At 61.6% G+C, this 20470-nt stretch carries 15 protein-coding genes; 6 read left to right on the forward strand and 9 right to left on the reverse strand.

From position 1 onward, the window contains the following. Positions 1–97 precede the first annotated feature (97 nt). The 4 genes from NF78_RS03545 to NF78_RS03560 form a co-directional block, all read right to left on the reverse strand. A complete protein-coding gene (locus NF78_RS03545; RefSeq protein ID WP_035984905.1) occupies positions 98–427 on the reverse strand; it encodes a hypothetical protein in 330 nt (109 codons plus the stop codon). A gap of 478 nt (positions 428–905) precedes the next feature. Beyond that, on the reverse strand, positions 906–1496 hold the full coding sequence (locus NF78_RS03550; RefSeq protein ID WP_052049726.1) for a DUF2808 domain-containing protein: 591 nt from the start codon (positions 1494–1496) through the stop codon (positions 906–908). Positions 1497–1686: 190 nt separating this feature from the next. Beyond that, entirely contained in the window at positions 1687–3123 is a 1437-nt protein-coding gene (locus tag NF78_RS03555) for a PP2C family protein-serine/threonine phosphatase (RefSeq protein ID WP_225885219.1), read from the reverse strand. A gap of 398 nt (positions 3124–3521) precedes the next feature. Continuing rightward, entirely contained in the window at positions 3522–4310 is a 789-nt protein-coding gene (locus NF78_RS03560; protein ID WP_035984907.1) for a cobalt-precorrin-6A reductase, read from the reverse strand. Between the two features lie 94 nt (positions 4311–4404). Here NF78_RS03560 and NF78_RS03565 point away from each other — a divergent pair, with 94 nt between their 5' ends. The 5 genes from NF78_RS03565 to NF78_RS03590 all read left to right on the forward strand — a co-directional run bounded on the left by NF78_RS03565 (position 4405) and on the right by NF78_RS03590 (position 9788). Beyond that, positions 4405–5721, forward strand: a complete 1317-nt coding sequence (locus tag NF78_RS03565) for a Mur ligase family protein (RefSeq protein WP_035984908.1) — start codon at positions 4405–4407, stop codon at positions 5719–5721. Between the two features lie 126 nt (positions 5722–5847). Beyond that, the gene (locus tag NF78_RS03570) at positions 5848–6639 is read left to right on the forward strand and encodes a type 1 glutamine amidotransferase (RefSeq protein ID WP_035984909.1); all 792 of its coding nucleotides are present in this window, start codon (positions 5848–5850) and stop codon (positions 6637–6639) included. A gap of 12 nt (positions 6640–6651) precedes the next feature. Beyond that, a complete protein-coding gene (gene lepB, locus NF78_RS03575) occupies positions 6652–7764 on the forward strand; it encodes a signal peptidase I (protein ID WP_052049728.1) in 1113 nt (370 codons plus the stop codon). Positions 7765–8129: 365 nt separating this feature from the next. Continuing rightward, on the forward strand, positions 8130–8615 hold the full coding sequence (locus NF78_RS03585) for a GNAT family N-acetyltransferase (RefSeq protein WP_035984912.1): 486 nt from the start codon (positions 8130–8132) through the stop codon (positions 8613–8615). A 102-nt stretch (positions 8616–8717) separates the two neighbouring features. Further along, positions 8718–9788, forward strand: a complete 1071-nt coding sequence (locus NF78_RS03590; RefSeq protein WP_035984913.1) for a 3-deoxy-7-phosphoheptulonate synthase — start codon at positions 8718–8720, stop codon at positions 9786–9788. Positions 9789–9886: 98 nt separating this feature from the next. Here the strand turns inward: NF78_RS03590 and NF78_RS03595 are convergent, their stop codons facing one another. The 3 genes from NF78_RS03595 to tsaB all read right to left on the reverse strand — a co-directional run bounded on the left by NF78_RS03595 (position 9887) and on the right by tsaB (position 13787). Continuing rightward, on the reverse strand, positions 9887–11311 hold the full coding sequence (locus tag NF78_RS03595) for an ATP-binding protein (protein ID WP_035984915.1): 1425 nt from the start codon (positions 11309–11311) through the stop codon (positions 9887–9889). Continuing rightward, positions 11308–12981, reverse strand: coding sequence for a response regulator (locus NF78_RS03600; protein ID WP_035984916.1), 1674 nt, complete (start codon positions 12979–12981; stop codon positions 11308–11310). Before NF78_RS03600 ends, NF78_RS03595 begins: the two co-directional genes overlap by 4 nt. Before the next feature lie 152 nt (positions 12982–13133). Then, positions 13134–13787, reverse strand: coding sequence for a tRNA (adenosine(37)-N6)-threonylcarbamoyltransferase complex dimerization subunit type 1 TsaB (tsaB, locus tag NF78_RS03605; RefSeq protein ID WP_035984917.1), 654 nt, complete (start codon positions 13785–13787; stop codon positions 13134–13136). A gap of 341 nt (positions 13788–14128) precedes the next feature. Between tsaB and NF78_RS03610 the strand changes: the two genes are divergently transcribed. Beyond that, a complete protein-coding gene (locus NF78_RS03610; protein WP_035984918.1) occupies positions 14129–19108 on the forward strand; it encodes a translocation/assembly module TamB domain-containing protein in 4980 nt (1659 codons plus the stop codon). 317 nt (positions 19109–19425) lie between these two features. Here NF78_RS03610 and NF78_RS27980 read toward each other — a convergent pair whose 3' ends face one another. Together NF78_RS27980 and NF78_RS28940 are read right to left on the reverse strand one after the other, a co-directional pair. Beyond that, on the reverse strand, positions 19426–20121 hold the full coding sequence (locus NF78_RS27980; protein WP_052049730.1) for a potassium channel family protein: 696 nt from the start codon (positions 20119–20121) through the stop codon (positions 19426–19428). A 168-nt stretch (positions 20122–20289) separates the two neighbouring features. After that, positions 20290–20460, reverse strand: coding sequence for a protein adenylyltransferase SelO family protein (locus NF78_RS28940; protein WP_081972493.1), 171 nt, complete (start codon positions 20458–20460; stop codon positions 20290–20292). Positions 20461–20470: the final 10 nt, after the last annotated feature.

The raw sequence follows: 20470 nt of genomic DNA on the forward strand, positions 1-20470 counted from the left end.
GGATGTAAGCAATCTTCGCAACACTATAGCGGTTTTCAATAGTCTGCTCCAGCTTTTTTTTTGCAGCAAAAACCAACATTGAGCCATCGGTTAAACATCATTTATATGATAGCTGCGGTTCAACATCGGCTCCTACAATAACATCAATACAATCATTATCTGTGACAACGAGATAGTGGATAACACTTGCGCTTTCGACCGTACCGCAAGACTCGTCTACTAACTCTTCCACCATGTCTGAGTTGGACACCACATACATTGTTTCGGCCATTGGCAAAGGAAGATGTTGAAGCTGTCTTAGTCTGTATCCCTCATCTATCACTCGATACACTTTTGTAGACTCAAACTTCACTGTAACTATCTGATTTGAATCATAAAAAATCAGATCTATTTCCAGTCCGTTGTATCCATCCACTAAGGACTGCATACCACGATGTCCTTTTGGAAAAGCCCCGCCTTTCCACGGATGATAAGACTGGCAATGCGTTCGATCCACTTTATCAACAGCCTCATCGACAACCTTGCAGAACTTGCCTCAATAACCTGCTGGAATGCTGAACTAGAACAGATGTCTTAACTGCACTGCCCTTACCAATAACCCTGCTGTATAACAAGACTTCGGATTCCTAGGGCGTGTCATCAATTGTGGTTAAAAGCCTGGTATAGCCATCGCCAGAACCATTAGAACATGACCAATGCCTCTGAAGCGATGGCTATACGCCATTGCGCTGCCCCAGTTTTTGCCTTTGGAAGAGGTCAATGTTCTAAGCGCAATGGCCATCGCTATATATCAAGCTTTGCCACGCCCGATCAAACCGATAGGCTAGAGGCTGTAACCCTTAATTTTTGGCGTTTAGCAGCTAATTGATGACAGCCCCTAGATCTCGTCACCACCCACCCACTGCTTAAGGCCAGCGATGGCGGCCATCACGCTCGTAGAAGCTCAGCCGGGCATAGCCCATAAAGGTGGGTTCTACAGTATCGCCCACCGGGTAGGCACTGGCCCCAAACAGGTATACCCCGCCAAAGCGCGGATTGCGGACCGGCCGCAGCGCTAGCGTAACCGGCACCCCAGGCTCAACCGGCGGGTCGAAGGCAATGGTGATTGCCCGGTTGTCGCGGTCTTCGCTCACTTCGCCAAGGGGAAGTAGCACGCGCCCGTCCGGGGTATTGGCAAAGGCTTCGGTTGCGTCGAGGCGATACCGAAAAATGGAGTCAAAGCCTTCATTTAGCCTGACCACAACCCGGTCGAGGGGTTCGGCGGCAGCGGCAGGAAAGTCGAAGGTGAGGTAATAGGTAACGTTGCCCTCGCTGACCAGACTGCGGGTGGCGTAGCTTTCGCTCAGGCGCAGGGGGTAGGAAAACCCGACAGTGCCGTCAGAGTATTGAATAGCGGCGGCGGGGAGCGGGGCTGAGAGTCCGCCCGCCGTACCCAGGGCCAACACAGCGCTCACCAGGACGGACCCCGTGAACCGCGAAGGGGGTGATTTCGGCATGGCTAGACCTCCGCACTACAGGACTGCGACAGACTCAGACAATGCCCACCGCCAGAATCCGTCGAAACGCTCCAGGGTGAGACGTCTTTCGCCTTTCCTTTCGCATTCTTTAAAGTGTAGCGCTGTCGCCCAGCGATCGCGGCGCAGTGGCTTGGGCTCAAAGGCCCGCTTGTCTAGCTATCGAACAGGTCTAGCTATCGAACAGGTTGAGCTGAAGTTCGGGCTTCACCCGCATGACCACCAGGGTCATGTCGTCGTCATGGCCTCGATCGCCGCCAATGAAGCGATCGAGGAGGTCAAAGGTGTAGTCTAAAATGGCCTCCGCCGAGGTGCAGTTACGGCAGGCCCACTGGAGGGCGCGCTCCAGGTTTTCTTCTTCAAAGCGATCGCCACGGGAGTTGGCGGCTTCCGTAAAGCCATCGGTGTAAAACACCACCGTATCGCCCGGCTGGAGCTGCACCTCCGCCTCACAGTACTGGGTATTCATGTCCAGCCCCAGCAGCATACCGGGGGTATCCAACCGCGTAATCGTGTTGGTGGAGGCCTGCCACAGCAAGGGCGGGTTGTGGGCCGCGTTGCCGTAGGCCAACCGCCGCGTTTTGGGATTGTACTCGGCGTAAAACAGGGTAACAAAGCGATTAGAGCTTTCTAAATCGCTGTGCATGACAAAGTTTAAATCCTGCAAAATGCGGGCCGGCGAATGGCCGTTGAGCACCTCCGTGCGCAGCATGCCCCGCATCATCGTCATAATCAACCCGGCGGGTACACCTTTGCCCATCACATCGCCAATGGCAAAGCTCCAGGGGGCCGTGGCCGACTGCTGCGCGTCACTCTGGCGCAGCTGGTCAAAGGTGGTGGGAATAAAGTCGTAATAGTCGCCGCCCACCCGATGGGCGGTTTTGCAGCGGGCCGCCAGATCCATGCCCTCAATGGCAGGACACTCCCGGGGCAGTAGCTGCAGCTGAATTTCGGCCCCAATTTCTAGCTCCCGGTCCAGACGTTCTTTTTTACGCAGGGCCGCCGTCAGCTCATTGTTTTCGATCGCCACAGAGGTCTGGTCCGCCACCAGTCGCACCAGCTTTTGACGGGTTTCGGTCCAGGCGTAGTCGGGATCGCGGCTAAACACGTACAGCCGCCCCCGCTCCACGTTTTGCACAATGATGGCGGTACCAAACAGCTGAAAGTCGTTGCCCAGGTAGCGGTTCACCTGGCGATCGAGGGCCAGCATGGCATTGCGGGCCATCGACATCATGCTGCTCTCCGGAGCCGCCTGAAAACTGGCGGTCACCTGGCGAGTGGCGGCCTCCAGGGCCGATCGCACATCCTGGCACTGGTCTTCGCTCTGGCAGTGCAGCCGCTCCAGGCGCACCTGTCCGTCAGCCCGAAACAGCACCAGGGCCCCGCCGCTGGCATCGGTTACCCGGCTGGCAATCATCGGAATCAGTTCCAGGAACTGGTTCAGGTTGTTGAGGCTGCGCAGGGCAAACCCCAGCGAGCTGAGCAAGTCCTGAATTTTGTACTGCTCGCGCTGCAGCCGAGCCACCAGTTCCTTCAGGGCAAACACTGGCGGCGTATCGGGCAAAGCGCTACTAGCGCTCTCAAAGGAGGGGGAGGACCCGGATGGCATGGGGAAAGCTGGCATGGACGACCTGGGCAAAACGCTTGCGTGAAACTCAGCGAACGGAACGACCAACTAAATATAGGGGCTAAATGGAAATTTGGTACAGGCGATTAATTGTGAAAGTAAAAAAACCCTATTTTTGTCGGTATACAGCGACTTTTGCAGAGGTGCTTTCCACGGCAGCAACCGGGGATAGCCCATAGTAGCGCACAAATTGAAGGCCAAGAATAACATTCCCTACAGGACTTAACCACCTCTAGAGGAGGAGAAGATTTCAGGTATTTTGAGCGGCCGGAGTGAGGGGTGTAGACGCGGAGATGTCGATGGGGAGCACCTGCCCGTAAGGGTGGGAAGAGGCGAGCGGGGGCCAAGGGGGACAGTAACTACTAAGTATATAGAGGGGCTCAGGGGTGGTCTGAACGGAAGGACCACCAGGTTTGGCAGTGGGTCAAAAGTTCCTCCTGGCTGTGGTAGACCGCTGGATAGTCAATCTGGGGCCGACGGAGGACAAAGAGGGAAATGCCTAACTGCTCGGCTACGGCCCGTTTGGCGTCTTCGCCACCGGGGGCACCAGAGGCTTTTGTAATCACTCGGGTAATCTGCCACTGCTGCCAGAGCGCTTTTTCCAGCGCTGCGCTGATTGGGGGGCGCAGGGCAATCAGTCGGTCCGGGGTGAACCCAGCCTTCAGGGCCGCCGCTAAAGCCACCGCCGAGGGCAGGATGCGGGCAAAGAGCGTGGCCTGGGTCTGCCAGGGAGCAAAATGCTGTAGCCAGCGATAGCCGAGGGTCAGCAGCACCCGCTCTCCGCTCAAAACCTCTGGGGTTAGAATGGCCCCTAGCCCTGATACAGAGTGAATCCAGTCGGGGGCAGGCGATCGCTCCAGGACAGGGCGCTCGTAGCGCCAGTAGGGAATTTTGAGGGCCTGGGCGGCGGCGATCGCCCCCTGGGAAATCTCCACCGCAAACGGGTGAGACGCATCCAACACCGCCTCTACCCCCCACTCACCGATAAATCCCTCCAGTTCGCCCACATCCAGGCGTTCCACCCATACCGTCAGATAGGGGCTAGTTGGGTATCCCCGCCGCGCCGCCTCAGTCGTCACCGTTACCAGACAGGGAATCGCCATCGCCGCCAGGGCGGTCGCCAACCGCACCGCCTCCCCCGTCCCCCCAATGATCCACAGCACCCCCATCCCGCCTACTCTCCCACTCTCCCACTCTCCCACCCACCTACTCACCCACCCCACTCTCTGCTACCCTTTCCCTCATCCCCTGCCGCCCCTGGCCATGACCCAACTGCTGCTGATCCCCATTGTTGCCTTTGCCAAACTGCTGACCCTGGCCCTGCGGATCTCGGGTCGGGGGTCGGGGACTGCCCTGCCGGGCTACCTGGTGGGGCGCTACTTTCCCTTTGTCCTAGAGGCGCTGATCAGCCAAATTCCCACTGTGGTGGCAATCACCGGCACCAACGGCAAAACCACCAGCCAGACCATGCTCAGCGCCATCATCAGTCAGGTGCCAGGGGTCAGGGTGCTGCGCAACAAGGCCGGGGCCAACCTCAGCCAGGGCATTTTATCGGAGCTGCTCAAGCGGAGCAACCTCCTGGGTCGCCTCGATTTTACCCACGCCGTGCTGGAGGTAGAAGAAGCCACCCTGCCGCGGATCGCGACCCTGCTGCGGCCCAGCATTATTGCTGTCACCAATCTCTACCGCGACCAGCTCGACGCCTACGGCGAAATCGATCGCACCGAAAAGCTGATTCGCGACGGCATAGCCCAGTGCCCTAACGCTGCGGTGGTGGTCAACGGCGACGATCCCCGCACGGCCCGCCTGACCCAGGGATTGGGCAACGCCACCTACTTCATGTCGCTGGCCCCGGAGTACGCCCGATTTTTGCCCTACGAAGGCAAGCTCAATCGGCCCCAGGCCAACAGCCAGGGCCTGGAAGCCACTCACATTCACATCAACGAAGACCTGACCACCGACTTTGCCATCCAGGGCCAGATGAATGGCCGTGCTGTAGATATCCCCCAGGCCAGAACCGTCTCGCCGGGGTTCTTCCACGTCTATAACGCCCTGACGGCGATCGCGATCGCCAACCTGCTTGGTATCGACGGCCCCACCGCCGTCGCTGGACTCAAGACCTTCCAGCCCGCCTTTGGCCGCGGCGAAATTCTCACCCGCCAGCAGGGCCCCAAACAGGTCAACTACCGCCTGCTGCTGGTCAAAAACCCGGCCAGCTTTAGCCTCAGCCTGGAGCTACTGCGAAACATCGCTGGCCTGAAGCTGATTTTGGCCATCAACGACAACACCGCCGATGGCAAAGACGTCTCCTGGCTGTGGGACAGCGAACTGGAGCGGCTCAACCAGGCCCAGATCGACTGGATTCTCTGCACCGGCATCCGCGCCAAGGACATGGCCGTGCGGCTCAAGTACGCCCTCGATACCCCCCCCGGCCCTATCCCCACCGCAGAATCGATCCGCCAGGCCATTGATCTATCCTTTGAGAAAGCCGACCCCGGCGACACGGTATTTGTGCTGCCCACCTACACCGCCATGCTGGAATTCCGCAAGCTCATGGGCAAAACCCTAGATATTGTTTAGGGGTTTGCCCACAGCAGTTCCAGACAGTTCTAGACAACAGTTCTAGACAATGGTGGGCAGTGCCCACCCCTCCACCCGCCCACCCCTCCACCCGCCCACCCCTCCACCCGCCTACCCCTCCACCCCATGCCCTACGCCCTCACCCTCACCCACCTCTACCCCGACCACCTCAACCTCTACGGCGACACCGGCAACCTGATTGTGCTGCGCCGCCGCTGCCAGTGGATGGGCATTGACTGCACCGTCAATGCCCTGTCTATGGGGGATGTGGCTCAGGCCGGCACCACCGATCTCTACTTCATGGGCGGCGGTCAGGACACCGACCAGGTCGCCGTCGTCAACGACTTCCACCAGCTCAAGTACGACGCCATTCGGGCCGATACCGAGGCGGGCGTCGTGTTCTTGGGGGTGTGCGGCGGCTACCAGCTGATGGGCAATACCTTTTTAATGGGCAATGGTGACGAGACCCGTGGTTTGGGCATCATCAACGTCAACACCCGCGCCCCCGGCACCGATGTCAAGCAGCGTTGCATTGGCAATCTGGTGGTCGAGCTTACCCCTGACACCTACGCTGACATGCAGACGCTGTACGCCCATCCCCGCGACCTTCCCAGAACCCTGGTCGGGTTTGAAAACCACTCCGGGCAAACCTACCTGGGCGACGGCGTTGAACCCCTGGCCAAGACCATCGCCGGGTTTGGCAACAACGCCACCGCTGAGTACGAGGGGGCACGCTACAAAAACGTGTTTGGCAGCTACATGCACGGCTCACTCCTGCCCAAAAATCCCCACTTTGCCGACTATCTCATCGGCCTGGCCCTGCGCCGCCGTTACCCAGAGGACACCATCACCCTGCCAGCCCTACCCGATACCGAAGAACTGGCGGCCCACACCTATGCCGTGCAGCGCTACGGCTAAGGCGGCCCCCTTATGAAGGCAACTCCCAAGCTGCTGGTTGGCCAGCGATCGCAGACAAGCCCCTGGCTAGCCGTCAACCTGTCGGCGGCCCTCCCCGGCGCAGGGCAGATGTACGACGGCGCGATCGCTCGCGGTCTGGTCATCGCCATCGCCCACGTCGGCTTTGTGGGCTTTATCCTCTGGTCCATTTTTGCGCCAGGGGGAAATACCCTGCGGGGACTGCTCACCCTGTTGCCCCTGCTGAGCCTGTACCTATTTAACCTGTGGGATAGCCACCACGCCGCTAAACGGGGCGTTACCCTCGACGAGTTCAGCCCCCTGACCTATCGATCCAGCGATCCCTGGTATCCGGTCTTTCTTTCCCAGGTGCTGCCGGGGTTGGGGCATCTGTTTTTGCAGCAGGCCGCTATGGGGGCCGCCCTGCTGGTGATAGGGATTCTGATCGCCTACCTGGCCAACTTCAACCCCGCCCTGCTGCCGCTGACGACGGTAATTTGGGCTGTGGGCTGCGGCCTGGTCTACCGGGCTGCCCCGGCCCGTCGGCGCCAGTGGGGGTGGTTGGCCCTGCTCCTGGCCGCAGTCATTGTCACGCGCTTTGCGGTCAGCTCTATTCCCTTTGTGGTGCCAAAGTTTGTGGTGCAGTGCATTGTGCCCAGCGAGTCCATGCTGCCCACGCTGGAGGTGCGCGATCGCATCTTTGTCCGTCCCCAGCCCGTCGACTATACCCCTGCTATCGGCGATATTATTGTCTTCTCCAACCCGGAGCGCACCCCGCCAGAGCAGGCCGGGCAGCTCGAAAATCTCATGGTCAAGCGCGTGGTTGCCCTGCCGGGTCAGCGGGTCGCCGTTCGCCTGGGACAGGTGTGGATTGACGACACTCCCCTGATCGAACCCTTCCTGAGCGAACCCATTCGCTACCAGTGGGGGCCGGAAACCGTACCTGAGGGGCACCTGTTTGTGCTGGGGGACAACCGCAACCGCAGCCGCGACTCGCACGTGTGGGGCTTTTTGCCGCAGCCCCACGTCGTGGGCAATGCCTACAAAATCTACTGGCCACCCCAACGGGTGCAGCCTTTGGCCAATCCAAATCAGGCATCCCCTGCCCTAGGGGCTGTCATCAATTAGCTGCAGCGCCCCGGATGAAGCGGCTGTTCCTGCGTGCGATCGCCCTGAACCATTGAGCAGTTGCCTTTCGCTGTATACCGTTGTCAGGGCTTGTTGGCAATATCAAGAGGATTGCCGTTTTGGTATACCGCTATCCAAAAAATCTGTTTATTCTGTCTAGAGAGCATGGCGCTGGGCGCACCCTCGACGATGCTCTCGCAAGCCTGGGATTTGTGGAGAGTGGCGTTTTTGTCACCCCATGTACCGGCCACCGATCCCTGGGACGTTTGCTCCCGCAAGGGGAAGACCATCCCTCCGCAGGCGCTTGCGACTTGGCTAACTCTCACTGAACCCCTTAGCCCGATTGGGATGTGAACAGGTTGTCGATGGATTGCAGTGCTATTCAGTTTCAGTACAGTGAACAGTTTTCTGCCGCTGATCTCGATCAGCTGGTGGACTTGTTTCAGGCGGCGGCCTTCTGGGCTAAAGACCGCACCCGGGCCGAGATGGCGACCGCGATCGCCCACAGCTACCCCGTCGTCACCGCCTGGGACGGCCATCAGCTGATTGGCTTTGCCCGCGCCACCTCCGACGGCGTGTTTCGCGCCACCATTTGGGATGTGGTGATCTCGCCGGACTACCAGGGCGGCGGGCTGGGCCGCAGGCTGGTGGAAACCCTGGTGGCCCACCCCCACATGAGCCGGGTGGAGCGGGTCTACCTGATGACCACCCACCAGCAGGGCTTTTACAAGCGCATCGGCTTTGAGGAAAACGCCTCGACCACGATGGTGCTCTACAACAGCGCTGAGATCGAAATGCTGCCGCCCCTCGGCCCTCCGGCGGCAGTACCCACCGAAGTCACGGTTGGTTAAGAACTCGCCCCTGGGCCGTAACCCCGGTGGTGGGTAAGGTACGCTACCATTTTGTAGGCACGGCTCCGGGGTGGAGCCCACATTACACTAGGCCAATTATCAATGCACCAAACCCAGGATCTTCACGTTGTTGAGACTCGCCCCCTCGTCAGCCCGGCGCTGTTGCACCACGAGTTTCCGATGTCGGCGGAGGCGGCAACGCTGGTGGCTGACGCCCGCGATCGCATCCGCCACATTCTCTACAACGAAGACCGCCGCCTGCTGGTGATCGTGGGTCCCTGCTCGGTGCACGACATTGACGCCGCCTACGAGTACGGCCAGAAGCTGGTCAACCTGCGCCACGAGCTGTCGGGGCAGCTGGAGATCATCATGCGGGTCTACTTTGAAAAGCCCCGCACCAACATCGGCTGGAAGGGGCTGATCAACGACCCCCACCTGGACGGCAGCTACGACATCAACACGGGCCTGCGCCTGGCCCGCAAGCTGCTGCTGGATCTGGCTCAGCTGGGGTTGCCCGCCGCCACCGAGCTGCTCGACCCGGTGACGCCGCAGTACATCGCCGACCTGATCGCCTGGACCGCGATCGGCGCGCGCACCACCGAAAGCCAGACCCACCGCGAAATGGCCTCGGGCCTCTCCATGCCCATCGGCTTCAAAAACAGCACCGACGGCAGCCTGCAGGCCGCCATGAACGCCATGGTGGCCGCCAGCCGTCCCCACCACTTTTTGGGCATCAACCACAGCGGACTGGCCAGCATTGTCACCACCACTGGCAACCCCGACGGGCACCTGGTGCTGCGCGGCGGCAAGGGGGGGCCCAACTTCAGCGGTGAGCACGTGGCCAAAGCCGCCGACGAAATGGCCAAGCTGAAGCTCAACCCGCGCATGATGATCGATTGTAGCCACGCCAACGCCAACAAAGACCACAACCGCCAGACCGCCGTGCTCGACGACATCGCCGCTCAGATGCGCGAGGGCTCGCGCCACATCCTGGGGGTGATGATTGAGAGCCACCTGAAGGCAGGCAACCAGCCCATCCCCAACGACCTGCGGCAGCTCACCTACGGCCAGAGCATCACCGATGCCTGCGTGGACTTCGAGACCACTGCCACCATGCTGCGGAAGCTGGCCAGCGCGGTAGAGCCCTCGCTGCAGGCGGCTCCCCTGGGTTAACTTCGGTCGAGATGGCGTCGTCCCCAGCGAGCGCACCGCAATGGCGCACCAGAATGGCGCACCGGAATGGCGCACCGGAATGGGTCTACCTCCTGGGGTCACGCTTGAATGGCGGCGGTTTCTGGCAGGGGCAGGCATACCGCAAAGCAGGTGCGCCCCGGCGCAGACTCCACCGCAATGGTGCCGTGGTGGCGGTTTTCGACAATGCGGAGCACCGTTTCGAGGCCCAGGCCTGAGCCTTTGCCCACCCCCTTGGTGGTAAAAAACGGCTCAAACATGCGCGACTGAATCGCTGGCGGAATCCCCGGCCCGGTGTCGATAATTTCCACCCGAACGCTGCCCTGAAACTGGCAGGTGCGCAGGGTGAGGGTGCCCCTGTCGCCCATGGCGTCGATCGCATTGTCGATCAGGTTCGTCCACACCTGGTTGAGCTCACTGCCGTGGGCCATGAGCTTGGGCAGCGTGGTCTCGTAGTGGCGCTCGACGGCAATGCCCTGCTTCAGCTTGAAAGCAAACAGCCGCAGGGTATCTTCCAGCCCGGCGTGGATATCGACCATTTGCTGCGCTCCCTGGTCCATGTAGCTGTAGGACTTCATCGATTTGACCAGGGTGGCGATGCGCTCGGCCCCCGACCGGCCACTCTGAATCATCGCCATCATCTCAAAGGAGAGGGCCAGCCAGCGAATGCCCATGTCGCGCAGGGGGGTGGGGTTGTCGCGCCAGGGGGCGATCAGCTCTTCCAGGGTGGGGATGTCGATGCCGGCCAGGGCCAGGGGTTCGGCCAGCTTCCAGGCTTCGGCCACGCCGTAGTCTTCGAGCCAGTCGAGCAGTTCCTCTTCGCGATCGCCCAGGCTGACCGCATCGGCCCCGCCTCTGAGAATGGTGTCGTAGCCCGCGTCGCGCACCGATTGCCACCGCTGGGTATCGGCGGCGTCGGGCTGCTGCTGGCCGTAGAGCAGGTTCATTTTCTCCAGCTCGCGAATGGCGGGCACCACCTCGCTGAGCGATCGCACCAGGGCCGCCGCCGGGTTATTCAGCTCGTGGGCCAGCCCCGCCGACAGCGTGCCCAGGGCCGCCATTTTCTCGCGCCCGCGCAAAAATGACTCCAGCCCCCGCACCCGCTTCTGCATGAGGCGAAACACCTGGCGCTCAAAGTCGCGGCACTCGTGCAGCAGGGTGAGAAAGTCGGCCCCGGCTACCCCGTGAAGTTGGCAATCCGATATTGCTTGCAGTGTTACCGGGGCAGGCTCATCGGTGAGCACCGGAATTTCGCCGATCAGGCCGGGGGCGTCCTGCTGGCCGATGGGCATGGCCACCCCCTCGCTCTGGCGGGTAATGGCGAGGCGACCTGAGGCGATCACGTAGACGGTAGTGGTGAGGTCCCCCTCCTTGACCAGGTAGTCGCCCTTGGCCAGGGGGAAGGAGGTGGCCCGATCGCACACCCACGCCAGCCGTTCCTGAGGCAGATGGTTAAAGGGCGCGATCGCCCGCAGATGCTCCAGGCACAGGGCAGAGGTACTCATCGCACCGCCCCCAAATACTGGTGCACGAACTGCACGCAGATCGACCCCTCCCCCACCCCCGAGGCCACCCGCTTGATCGAGCCGTGGCGCACGTCGCCCACCGCAAACACCCCCGGCAGGCTGGTTTCGAGCAAAAAGGGCGATCGCTCTAAGGACCACACCTGGTGGGGTGGCACCTCCGTACTGGCCAGATCTGGCCCGGTGAGTAGGTAGCCCCGGCCATCCCGCTGCACTAGGTCCCCCAGCCAGTCGGTGTGGGGAATCGCGCCAATGAAGATGAACAGCGACTGGGCGGGCACGGTTTCGCTGGCCCCGGTGGCGGCATTTTGCAGCACCAGCGCCTCCAGCTGGGTGCCGCCCTTGGCCTCGATGACGCTGGTGTGAGTCGCCACGGTGATGTTGGGGGTGGCCGCAATTTGGTCAATCAGGTACTGCGACATGCTCCGGGTCAGCGAGTCGCCCCGCACCAGCATAGTCACCGACCGGGCGTACTTGGCGAAGTTCATCGCCGCCTGGCCCGCCGAATTGGCTCCGCCGATCAGGTATACGTCTTCCCCTTCACAGGCCAGGGCTTCGGCCTGGGCTGCGCCGTAGTAGACCCCGGCTCCGGCAAAGCGCTCCAGGCCGGGGGTGTCGAGCCGCCGCCAGGACACCCCCAGGGCCAGAATCACCGCGTGGGCGCTGATTTCACTGCCGTCGCTGAGGGTGAGCAGGCGGTAGTCGCTGTCGGCGCGCAGGCTCTGTACCGCCTGGGGAGCCAGAATCTCGACCCCAAAGCGGCGAGCCTGGGTAACGGCGCGGCGGGCCAGGTCGCCGCCACTCAGCCCCACCGGAAAGCCCAGGTAGTTTTCAATCCGGGAGCTGGTGCCCGCCTGGCCGCCGGGGGCTTCGCGCTCGATCAGCACCGTGTGCAGCCCTTCGGAGGCCCCGTAGACCGCCGCCGCCAGCCCGGCGGGGCCGCCGCCGACAATCACCAGGTCGTAGAAGGGCTTGGCCGCTGCCGTTTGCAGGCCAATGCGGCTGGCCAGCTCGGCGGTGCTGGGCTGGTGCAGGGGGTCCCCCTCGGGGAACAGCACCAGGGGTAGCTGGGCCTTAGTCACACCATCGGCCCCGCAGCCCGCCAGGGTGCGGGCCTCCTCGCTGCGCTCCACGTCGAGCCAGCGGTAGGGGATCTGGTTGCGGGCCAGAAAGTCTTTGATCTCGTGGCTCTGGGGGTTCCAGCGATCGCCCACCACCCGAATGCCCTCAAAGGGCGGATGAAAGTGGGCCTGCCAGTCGGCCAGCAGGTCGTCCACCACAGGGTACAGCTTCTCCTCCGGCGGGTCCCAGGGCTTGAGCAGGTAGTAGTCGAGGCTGACCTCGTTGATGGCTTTGATAGCCGCATCGGTGTCGCTGTAGGCGGTGAGCAGCGCGCGCTTGGCTCCGGGCACCAGCTCTATGGCCTGCTCCAGAAACTCCACCCCGCCCATTTCGGGCATGCGCTGATCGACCAGCAGCAGGGCTACCGGGTCGCCGCGCAGCGTAATTTGCTGGAGCGCTACGAGGGCCGTCGCCCCGGAGCTGGCCCGCATGACGCGGTAGTGTTCGCCGTAGTGCCGCCGCAGGTCGCGGGCGATCGCCTGCAGGACATCGGGATCGTCATCGACGGTAAAAATAATTGGTTTGGCCATAGTGCAGACCGGAGGGGGCAGTGGGCGTTGGCCCTGGACGGCGCAGCGATGTCGCCCCAGGCATTGCGGCCCAGTGTAGCCGCCCAATCCTGAAAAATCTGCGTGGGGGGATACTTTGGTTGCCGCCCGCTGCCGTTGCCCTCTAGCACCGCCTACCGATCCACCGGGTGCTGACCGTAGTAAGGCAGCACGGTTGACCAGTCGGGGCGATCGCCTCCAGTCCAGCGCTGGTGGGCCAGATCCAGCACCTGGGTCACTGTCTCGGCCAGGTCCTCCCCGGCGATCGCTCGATGGAGCGGGTGGGGGTGCTGAGACAGCTGCTTTTCCCAATCCTCGGCTGAGAGCACCTGGTCCGCGTGGACTGACTCTAGGCCGCTGGCCGTTGGTTGATAAATTGCGGTAAATAGCTGCCCCCGCCGAGCCTGCATCTCCACCGCAATGGCCCCGTCAGCCTTCCCCTGGGATTGACTGGGCCCCTGGGATTGACTGGAAAGGTCCTTGAGGGCGCGCTGGGCCACCGCCGCCAGACTCGACACCCCAAATAGCGGGATCTCCAGCTGCTGGGCCAGGGTGCGCGCCGTCACCACCCCAATCCGGGTGCCCGTAAACCCCCCCGGCCCCTGGGCTACCGCCAAAAACGAGAAATCGGACCAGGGGTGGGGAGCGACAAACTCGATCAGCAGAGGGTGCAGCTGGGTTGAAAGATCGCGGCCCAGGGGCCAGGTCTGCTGGCGGATCTCGCCCTCAAAATTGCCCAGAGCCAGCCCCAGAGCGGGGCCGCAGGTGTGAATCGCTAGACCTAGCATGACCTTCTGTTCGTATCCAAATTCCTGAAGCTTAAGGATACAGGAGGGCAGGAGCTGCGATCGGTGGCTGCCCACAGCTGGGGTGGACGTATTGGGTTCGAAATTCTCAACTATTTCTAAAATCTATCTCTATCGGTAGATGCTTGCGGTAAGTTAATTAAATTCGCGTCGGTAGGGCGTGTCCATCAATTGTGGCCGAAAGCCCGGTGCATCAGGCTTTGCCACGCCCGACCCAAACGACAGGCTAGGGGCTGTAACCCTTGTTTTTTGGAGCGGTTAGCAGCTAATTGATGACAGCCCCTAGGGCTGTGCCAGGCCATTTTTCCAGCGGTTGAGTTGCTATGGCTCTCGAAGCTTCCCCCAATTTTGACGGCCAGACCAGCCCGCCCAGACGACGCTGGCCCAAGCGGTTGGCCCTGGTGGGTGGGGCCCTGGCCCTGGGCGGTGGGGCCCTGGGCTGGTGGGGATACAGCCTGGCGCGGCGAGAAATTCCCCCATTTTTGCAGCGCAACCTCAGCGATGCCCTGGGCCGGCCCATCAAAGTGGGCGAGTTTGAGCGGTTTAGCCCCACGGGAGTGCGGCTGGGACCATCGATCGTGCCCCCCACCGAAGACAACTTTTCCTGGGTGCGGTCCAGGGCGCTGGAGGTCAACTTCAACCCGCTGGAGCTGCTGTTTAGACGCACTCTGCGCCCCAGCCTGATCTTTATCGAACCGCAGGTTTCCCTCAAGCAGGGGTTTGACGGCGAGTGGCGGGTCGAGCCGCCACAGTCGGTGGGAGAGGAAGGCTTTTTTAGAACCGAGCTGCACAGTCTGCAAATTCGCAATGCCGAGCTGGCGATTGGCCCCCTGTCGCGTACCTCCATCGTGGAACTGCCTGAGGGGGTCACCAGCGCCACCCTGATTCTGTTGCAAAACGTCAACCTGCGGGTGCGCTTCAGCGGCCCCGACAACCAGACGGTCGCCCTGGTAGTGGGCGGGCGGCTCAACAATGGGGCCTTTCAAGTGCGCGGTGAAGGTCAGCTGGACACCCGCCAGGTCAATCTGGCCGTGCAGGCCCAGCAATTGCCAATTGAGTCGATCAATCCGCTCCTAGGCGGGCAGCTGTTTCTGCGCAACGGGCTGCTGTCCTCCAACCTCGACCTCAGGTATCGCCCCGATGCCGCCGACCGGCTCACCGTCAAAGGCACCGCTCGCCTCCGCAACGGTGACATTGTGCTCAGCAAGTTGCCCTCGGCCCTGCACGACATCAACGGTACGGCTGTGTTCGATGGTGTGGGCGGACGCCTGGAGAATAGCTCCCTCAAGTTTGGCCCCATTCTGGTCAAGGCGGCGGGCCGCATCGATCGCAAAACGGGCCATGACCTGGCCATCGCCATCCCCGATGTCAGCCTGGATCAAGTGGTTGAGGCCCTAGCCCAAACCCTGCCCATCGAGGCCGAAGGGCGGTTTCAGCTCAATTCCACCGTCACCGGGCCGCTGGAGGATCCTCAGGTAGTGGGAGAACTGACCAATCTGGGTCAGGTGCAGATCGATCGCCTCGGCTTTGAGAGCCTTACGGCCCGCTTTGGGGCCAACCTCGAGGGGGCGACCCTGCACCAGGCCACCCTGCGCCCTGCCACGGGCGGCACCGTGACCGCCCAGGGAAACATCCTGCTGGGCAAAGCGCTGCGCCAAGCACTGCAGGAAGCCCGGCGGCGGGGCGATCGCCCCCGGACCGATCGCCACCGCCCCACTCCCGCCCAGCCCGTCCCCCCAGCCCTCACCCTCACCGCCCAAACCGACCTCCCCCTCGACGGCCTAGCCGCCCTCTACGGTCTACCCCTGCCGGATACCTGGCGGCTGGGGCCCCTGCTGGCCGAAGCCCGGCTTGTTGGCACCGTGCCCAACCTGCAGGACGCCGATCTGCGGGGCGAAGCAACCTGGCAACTGCCCCAATCCACTTTCCCTGGGCGAGGGGAGATCCGCTACGCCGATGGCCTGATTTCAGCTCAAGAAACGGTGTTTCAAGTCGGGGAGGGCAGGCTGCAGGCCGAGGCGATCGCCGACCTGAACCGCCGCGACTGGCAGGCCCAGGTGACCGGCAACGCCCTGGGCCTGGGCCGGGTCTCGCCCCAGCTGCGCGGCACCCTCGACACCGACCTGCAGGCCTCGGGTTCCCTCCTGGCCCTGACCCCAGAGAGCGTCCGCGCCGAGGGGCGGGCCGCCTTCTCCCACGCCATTCCCCTGGCCCCCGCTGGCCTCAGCCTGGCCAACCTCAATTTGGCCAAAATCGACCAGGTGCTGCCCGGCTCCCTCCGCACCCGCTTTGCCTGGACAGGCCAGCGGCTCGAGATTGCCGAGGCCATCACCCCCAACCTCTCCGCCTCTGGCGGCATCAATATTCGCTTTTTGCCCCAGGGCAGGCGGCCCCAGGTGGGCCGTTTTGACCTGGCCGCCCGCCTGAGGGATCTCAAGTTGGGCGAGGCTTACGGTCTACTCGGGGGCCCCGCCTGGCTCCAGCCCAGAGGGAGTCTAGATTTTAATGGCACCCTGCGCGGCAGCCTGGACAATCCTCAACTGGAGGGCACTATGGGGCTGCACCAGGTGGGAATCAACGATGTGGCTCTGGCCGCAGGCGTCTCGGGACCGATCCGGGCCTCCCGCACTGGCGGGGCCACGATCGCCCTGCGTGGGCCGACTGAAGAAATTTCTGCCCGCCTCGACCCCGACCTGCGCCCCAGGAGCTTTCGGCTGGCCAACGGGGAGTGGATGGCCAGCGGCCAGCGGCGCGGCAACAGCCTGGATACCGAAATTCGCAACTTTGATCTAGCCGCTCTGGGGCTGCGGCCTGTGCCTCGCCCTGACCTGGGGCTGCTGGGGGGCACGCTCAGCGCCACCGCCAGCCTGGATCTGGCTGACTGGCTAAACCCGGCCGCCGTGGCCAGCTTTACCCTCGATCGCCTGGCCCTGGGCCCAATGCACAGCGATCGCCTCACCGGCCAGTTGCAGTACCGCGAGGGCCTGGCCCTGCTGACCGGCGGGGTGCTTCAGCTCAGCCCCGGCACCGAGTTTCAAATTGTTGGCAGCGGCCGACTGTGGCCCCAGTGGCAGGGACAGGCCGAAATCACCACCGCTGGAGCCGATTTTCAAGCCCTGCTGGCCGCCCTCAACCTCTACAGCTACGCCGACCTGGGTCGAGTGCTGGCTCCCCTGGGGCTGGGAACGGCTGCCGACCTGGTGGTGACCCCGGTGGGGGACGCCACGGCCTCCCTGCGGGAGCAGGCCGAGCTGGCCCAGGTGCTCAGGCAGCTCCGGGCAGCGCGCATTGACGCCCGAGCCACCGCCCTGCTCCCGGCCCTGAACCAGCTTGAGGGGCAGGTGGCTGGCACCCTGGGGGTTAAGGCCTCGGCCACCGAGGGACTAGACGCCGCCTTTGAATTCACCGGCCAAAACTGGGCCTGGGGACGCTACGACTTTGACAATCGGTTTTTGGCCCGGGGGCAGCTGCGCGGTCAAACCCTCTCCCTGGACCCGGTCGAGTTTCTCGCCGCAGACACACGCCTCAGCCTGGTGGGCGATCTCTCCCCCCAAGCGTCCAATCTGGCTGTGGTGGCCGCAGGTTTGCCCCTCACCGCCGCCGCTACCCTGCTTGAGAGCCCCGTTGCCGTCACCGGCCTGCTCAATCTCAGCGCCCAGCTCACCGGCCCTTACACCAACCCCACCCTGGCTGGCCAACTCGATGTCGCCGAGGCCAGCGTGAACCAACAGCCCATCACCGAAATCAGCAGTGGGTTCCAGTACCAAAACGCCCTCCTCAGCGTCAATGGCCGCATCCTCGGCTCAGCCCCAGAACCTCTCACCTTCGCGGGCCACATTCCCTACGCGCTGCCGTTTATGACGGTGCGCCCCGCCAGCGACCAGATCGCCCTGCGGGCCACCCTCAAAGATGACGCCTTCGCACTGGTTAACCTGCTCACCCCGGCCCTGGCCTGGGGCGGCGGCAATGCCACCGTCGATGTGCGGCTGGAGGGCACCCCGCGACAGCCCCTCCTGTGGGGCCTGGTTGACTTCGATGACGCCCGCTTTCTCAGCCCCTGGCTGGGAGCTTCGTTGGAGAATCTCACGGGCACTATCCAGCTCCAGGGCAATCAAATTCAGGTCAACGAGCTGACCGGCAGCTTGTTTGATGGTCGCTTCACCCTGGCCGGACAGATTCCTCTACTGGGCCAGCTGGGCCCTGCCGCCCCGGGTCTGCGCCTGGCCTTCTCCGATCTTGACGTCAACTACGCCAACGAAGTGCGCAGCCAGGTCCACGGCGACCTCTCCTTCTCCCAGGCCCTGCTGACTCCGGTTCTGGGCGGTGAGGTGCGCCTGCAAAATACTCAGGTCGCCGTGGGGCGGGCGCTGCTCACCCAGGCCAATGCCGTTTTGAACAACAAGGCTCGGCTCAGCGCGTGGAGAAACTCCCTGGCCAGAGCGGCCCCTCCCATGGCCATACAGCTAGACAACCTGCGCATTTCCCTCGAGCCGGCTCGGATCAAGGTGCTGCCGCTGCTCTCCCTTGGCCTCAACGGCGATATCGCCCTCAATGGACCTATTCCAGGGCTAGCTGCCGACGGCGATATCAACCTCACCGAGGGCTGGCTCAACACCGTTACCACAGAGTTTTTCCTGGAACCGGGGCACACCAATCAAGTTCAATTCAGGCCGGAAAATGGCCTAGACCCCTACTTAGACGTGGTTCTGTCGGCTAACGTACCGCTACAGCGGCAGTACGCCATCAACACCCTCAACACCACCACTGGAGCTGCAGAGGTACCCATCTTCGATCCGCTGGCTAGCACCACCATCTTCGACGAGCTGCATATTGAAGCACGGGTGCAGGGCCAAGCCAGTCGCCTAATCAATAACGTTAGTGCTTTGAGCTTGACCAGCAGCTATGCCTACTCCCAAAACCAGCTCCTGGGAATGGTCACGGGGGGCTACCTGACGGGTCTGGGGGGTGCAGAACCTGGCTTAGCCTTGGGGTCCAACCTGCTGTCAGCCTTGACGGCGGATAGTCAGGACGCGATCGCGCGGTCCCTGGGACTACGGCGGCTGCGGCTGGTGGCGACCACGGTGCTGCCCACCACCAACAAAGACACCCTGGGGCTTGGGGTGGGGGCGACCGCCGGCATCACCCAGAACCTCTCCGCCAGTTTGGTTCAGGTGCTCAACCAAAGTCAGCCCTGGGCGCTCAACGTTCGCTATCGCCTGAATCAGAACTGGAGCCTAAGCGGCTCGACCAATGCCAACAACGCCGGGCGAGCCTTCGTCGAGTACCAGCTAAATTTTGAGTAAATGCTGTACTCCCTGCTTCGGCGCTAAAAAATCTTGGATGCCTGGCGGCAAAACCCACAGAATCCTATGAAATCTTTCTTGACTACCCCTGATTTCCTGGGGCGAACAACCGTAAGGCCTCAGGCTAGGCAAACGGCGTTTGCCCGGCCCAACCGAGGGTAACCAAAGCAGAGTCAGCTTGAACAATTCATAGCGATGGCCATTGCGCTCAGGATATTGGCCTCTTCCAAAGGCAAAAACTTGGGCGGCGCAATGGTGTATAGCCATCGCTTCAGGGGCATTGGTCATGTCCTAACGGTTCTGGCGATGGCTATACATCAGTCTTTTAGAAACTTGCCCACCAGCACAGCGACCAAAACCGTGAGATAAATCTGCCCGGTCAGGCCAACCGCCAGGGATACAGAACGAGCCATAGGAGCAACTGGTGTGATATCGCCATAACCAATGGTGGAAAGACTCACCATGCTGTAGTAAATCAACTCATCCGCTAACCCCTCCCGACTGAGTGGTTCACCACCCAGCAAAAAAGCACCCGGATGCAGAGTTTCTATAAGTAAAGCAACAAATGCCCCAGAAAGACCAATGAGCAAATATCCGGCAATGGATCCACAGATAATATTGGCTGTCACCTGAGGACTTCTAAGGATGGCCAAAATAATGGCCACTGTGATTAAGCCCATCACTAGAGCATATAGAGCAAAAATAAACAGTTCAAGTTTTGGCAAATAGTTATGGGCCAAAAACCCAATCCAGTCAAGGGCAACCACAAAAATTCCGATAAATGTGATCTGGCGAATAATTTGTCTTTCATCGCTGGCGGCCAAAATCCCTGACAGAATAACAAACAACAACAAGAGGTGGAAAATATAGCTGCCCCAGCCGTGACTTGGCAGAAAAGGGCTAAACAAAATCAGCATGAAAACAGCGATCAGAATCCATACAAACTTGGATTCCGATCGCTGAAAAGCCAGAAGCTTTGACGCAAAAGACTTAACCGTAGTCTTCAGGCCCATGAGGTACTTCCTACTCCCAGTTGAACTCTACGGTTGCCTCTCCCAACATTGCTCGAACCGTTGTTTTAATGGTTCGCAACTCATCTGCCGTAACTTTGTGATCGGCGTTGATAAAGGATTTGATGGATTGAAGTTCACTCGTAAGCGTCCCTCATCGAACTTTCTAAGCTAGAGAGAGAGGCTGACCATGAGCCTCCAGAGAGTCCTCCTGCTCGGGCTCAAATTGAGGAAGTAAAGATGGTAGCCCACCTGGACGGCACTGAGCAGGTCGATCGTCTGATTGACCAGGGCGGTGGCCAGATCGGCGTCTAGCTGCTCAAATCCCAACTTCTGCAGCATGCGCTGCCGG

Origin of the sequence: Leptolyngbya sp. KIOST-1, from assembly GCF_000763385.1 — a bacterium.
Classification (GTDB): Bacteria; Cyanobacteriota; Cyanobacteriia; order Phormidesmidales; family Phormidesmidaceae; genus Nodosilinea.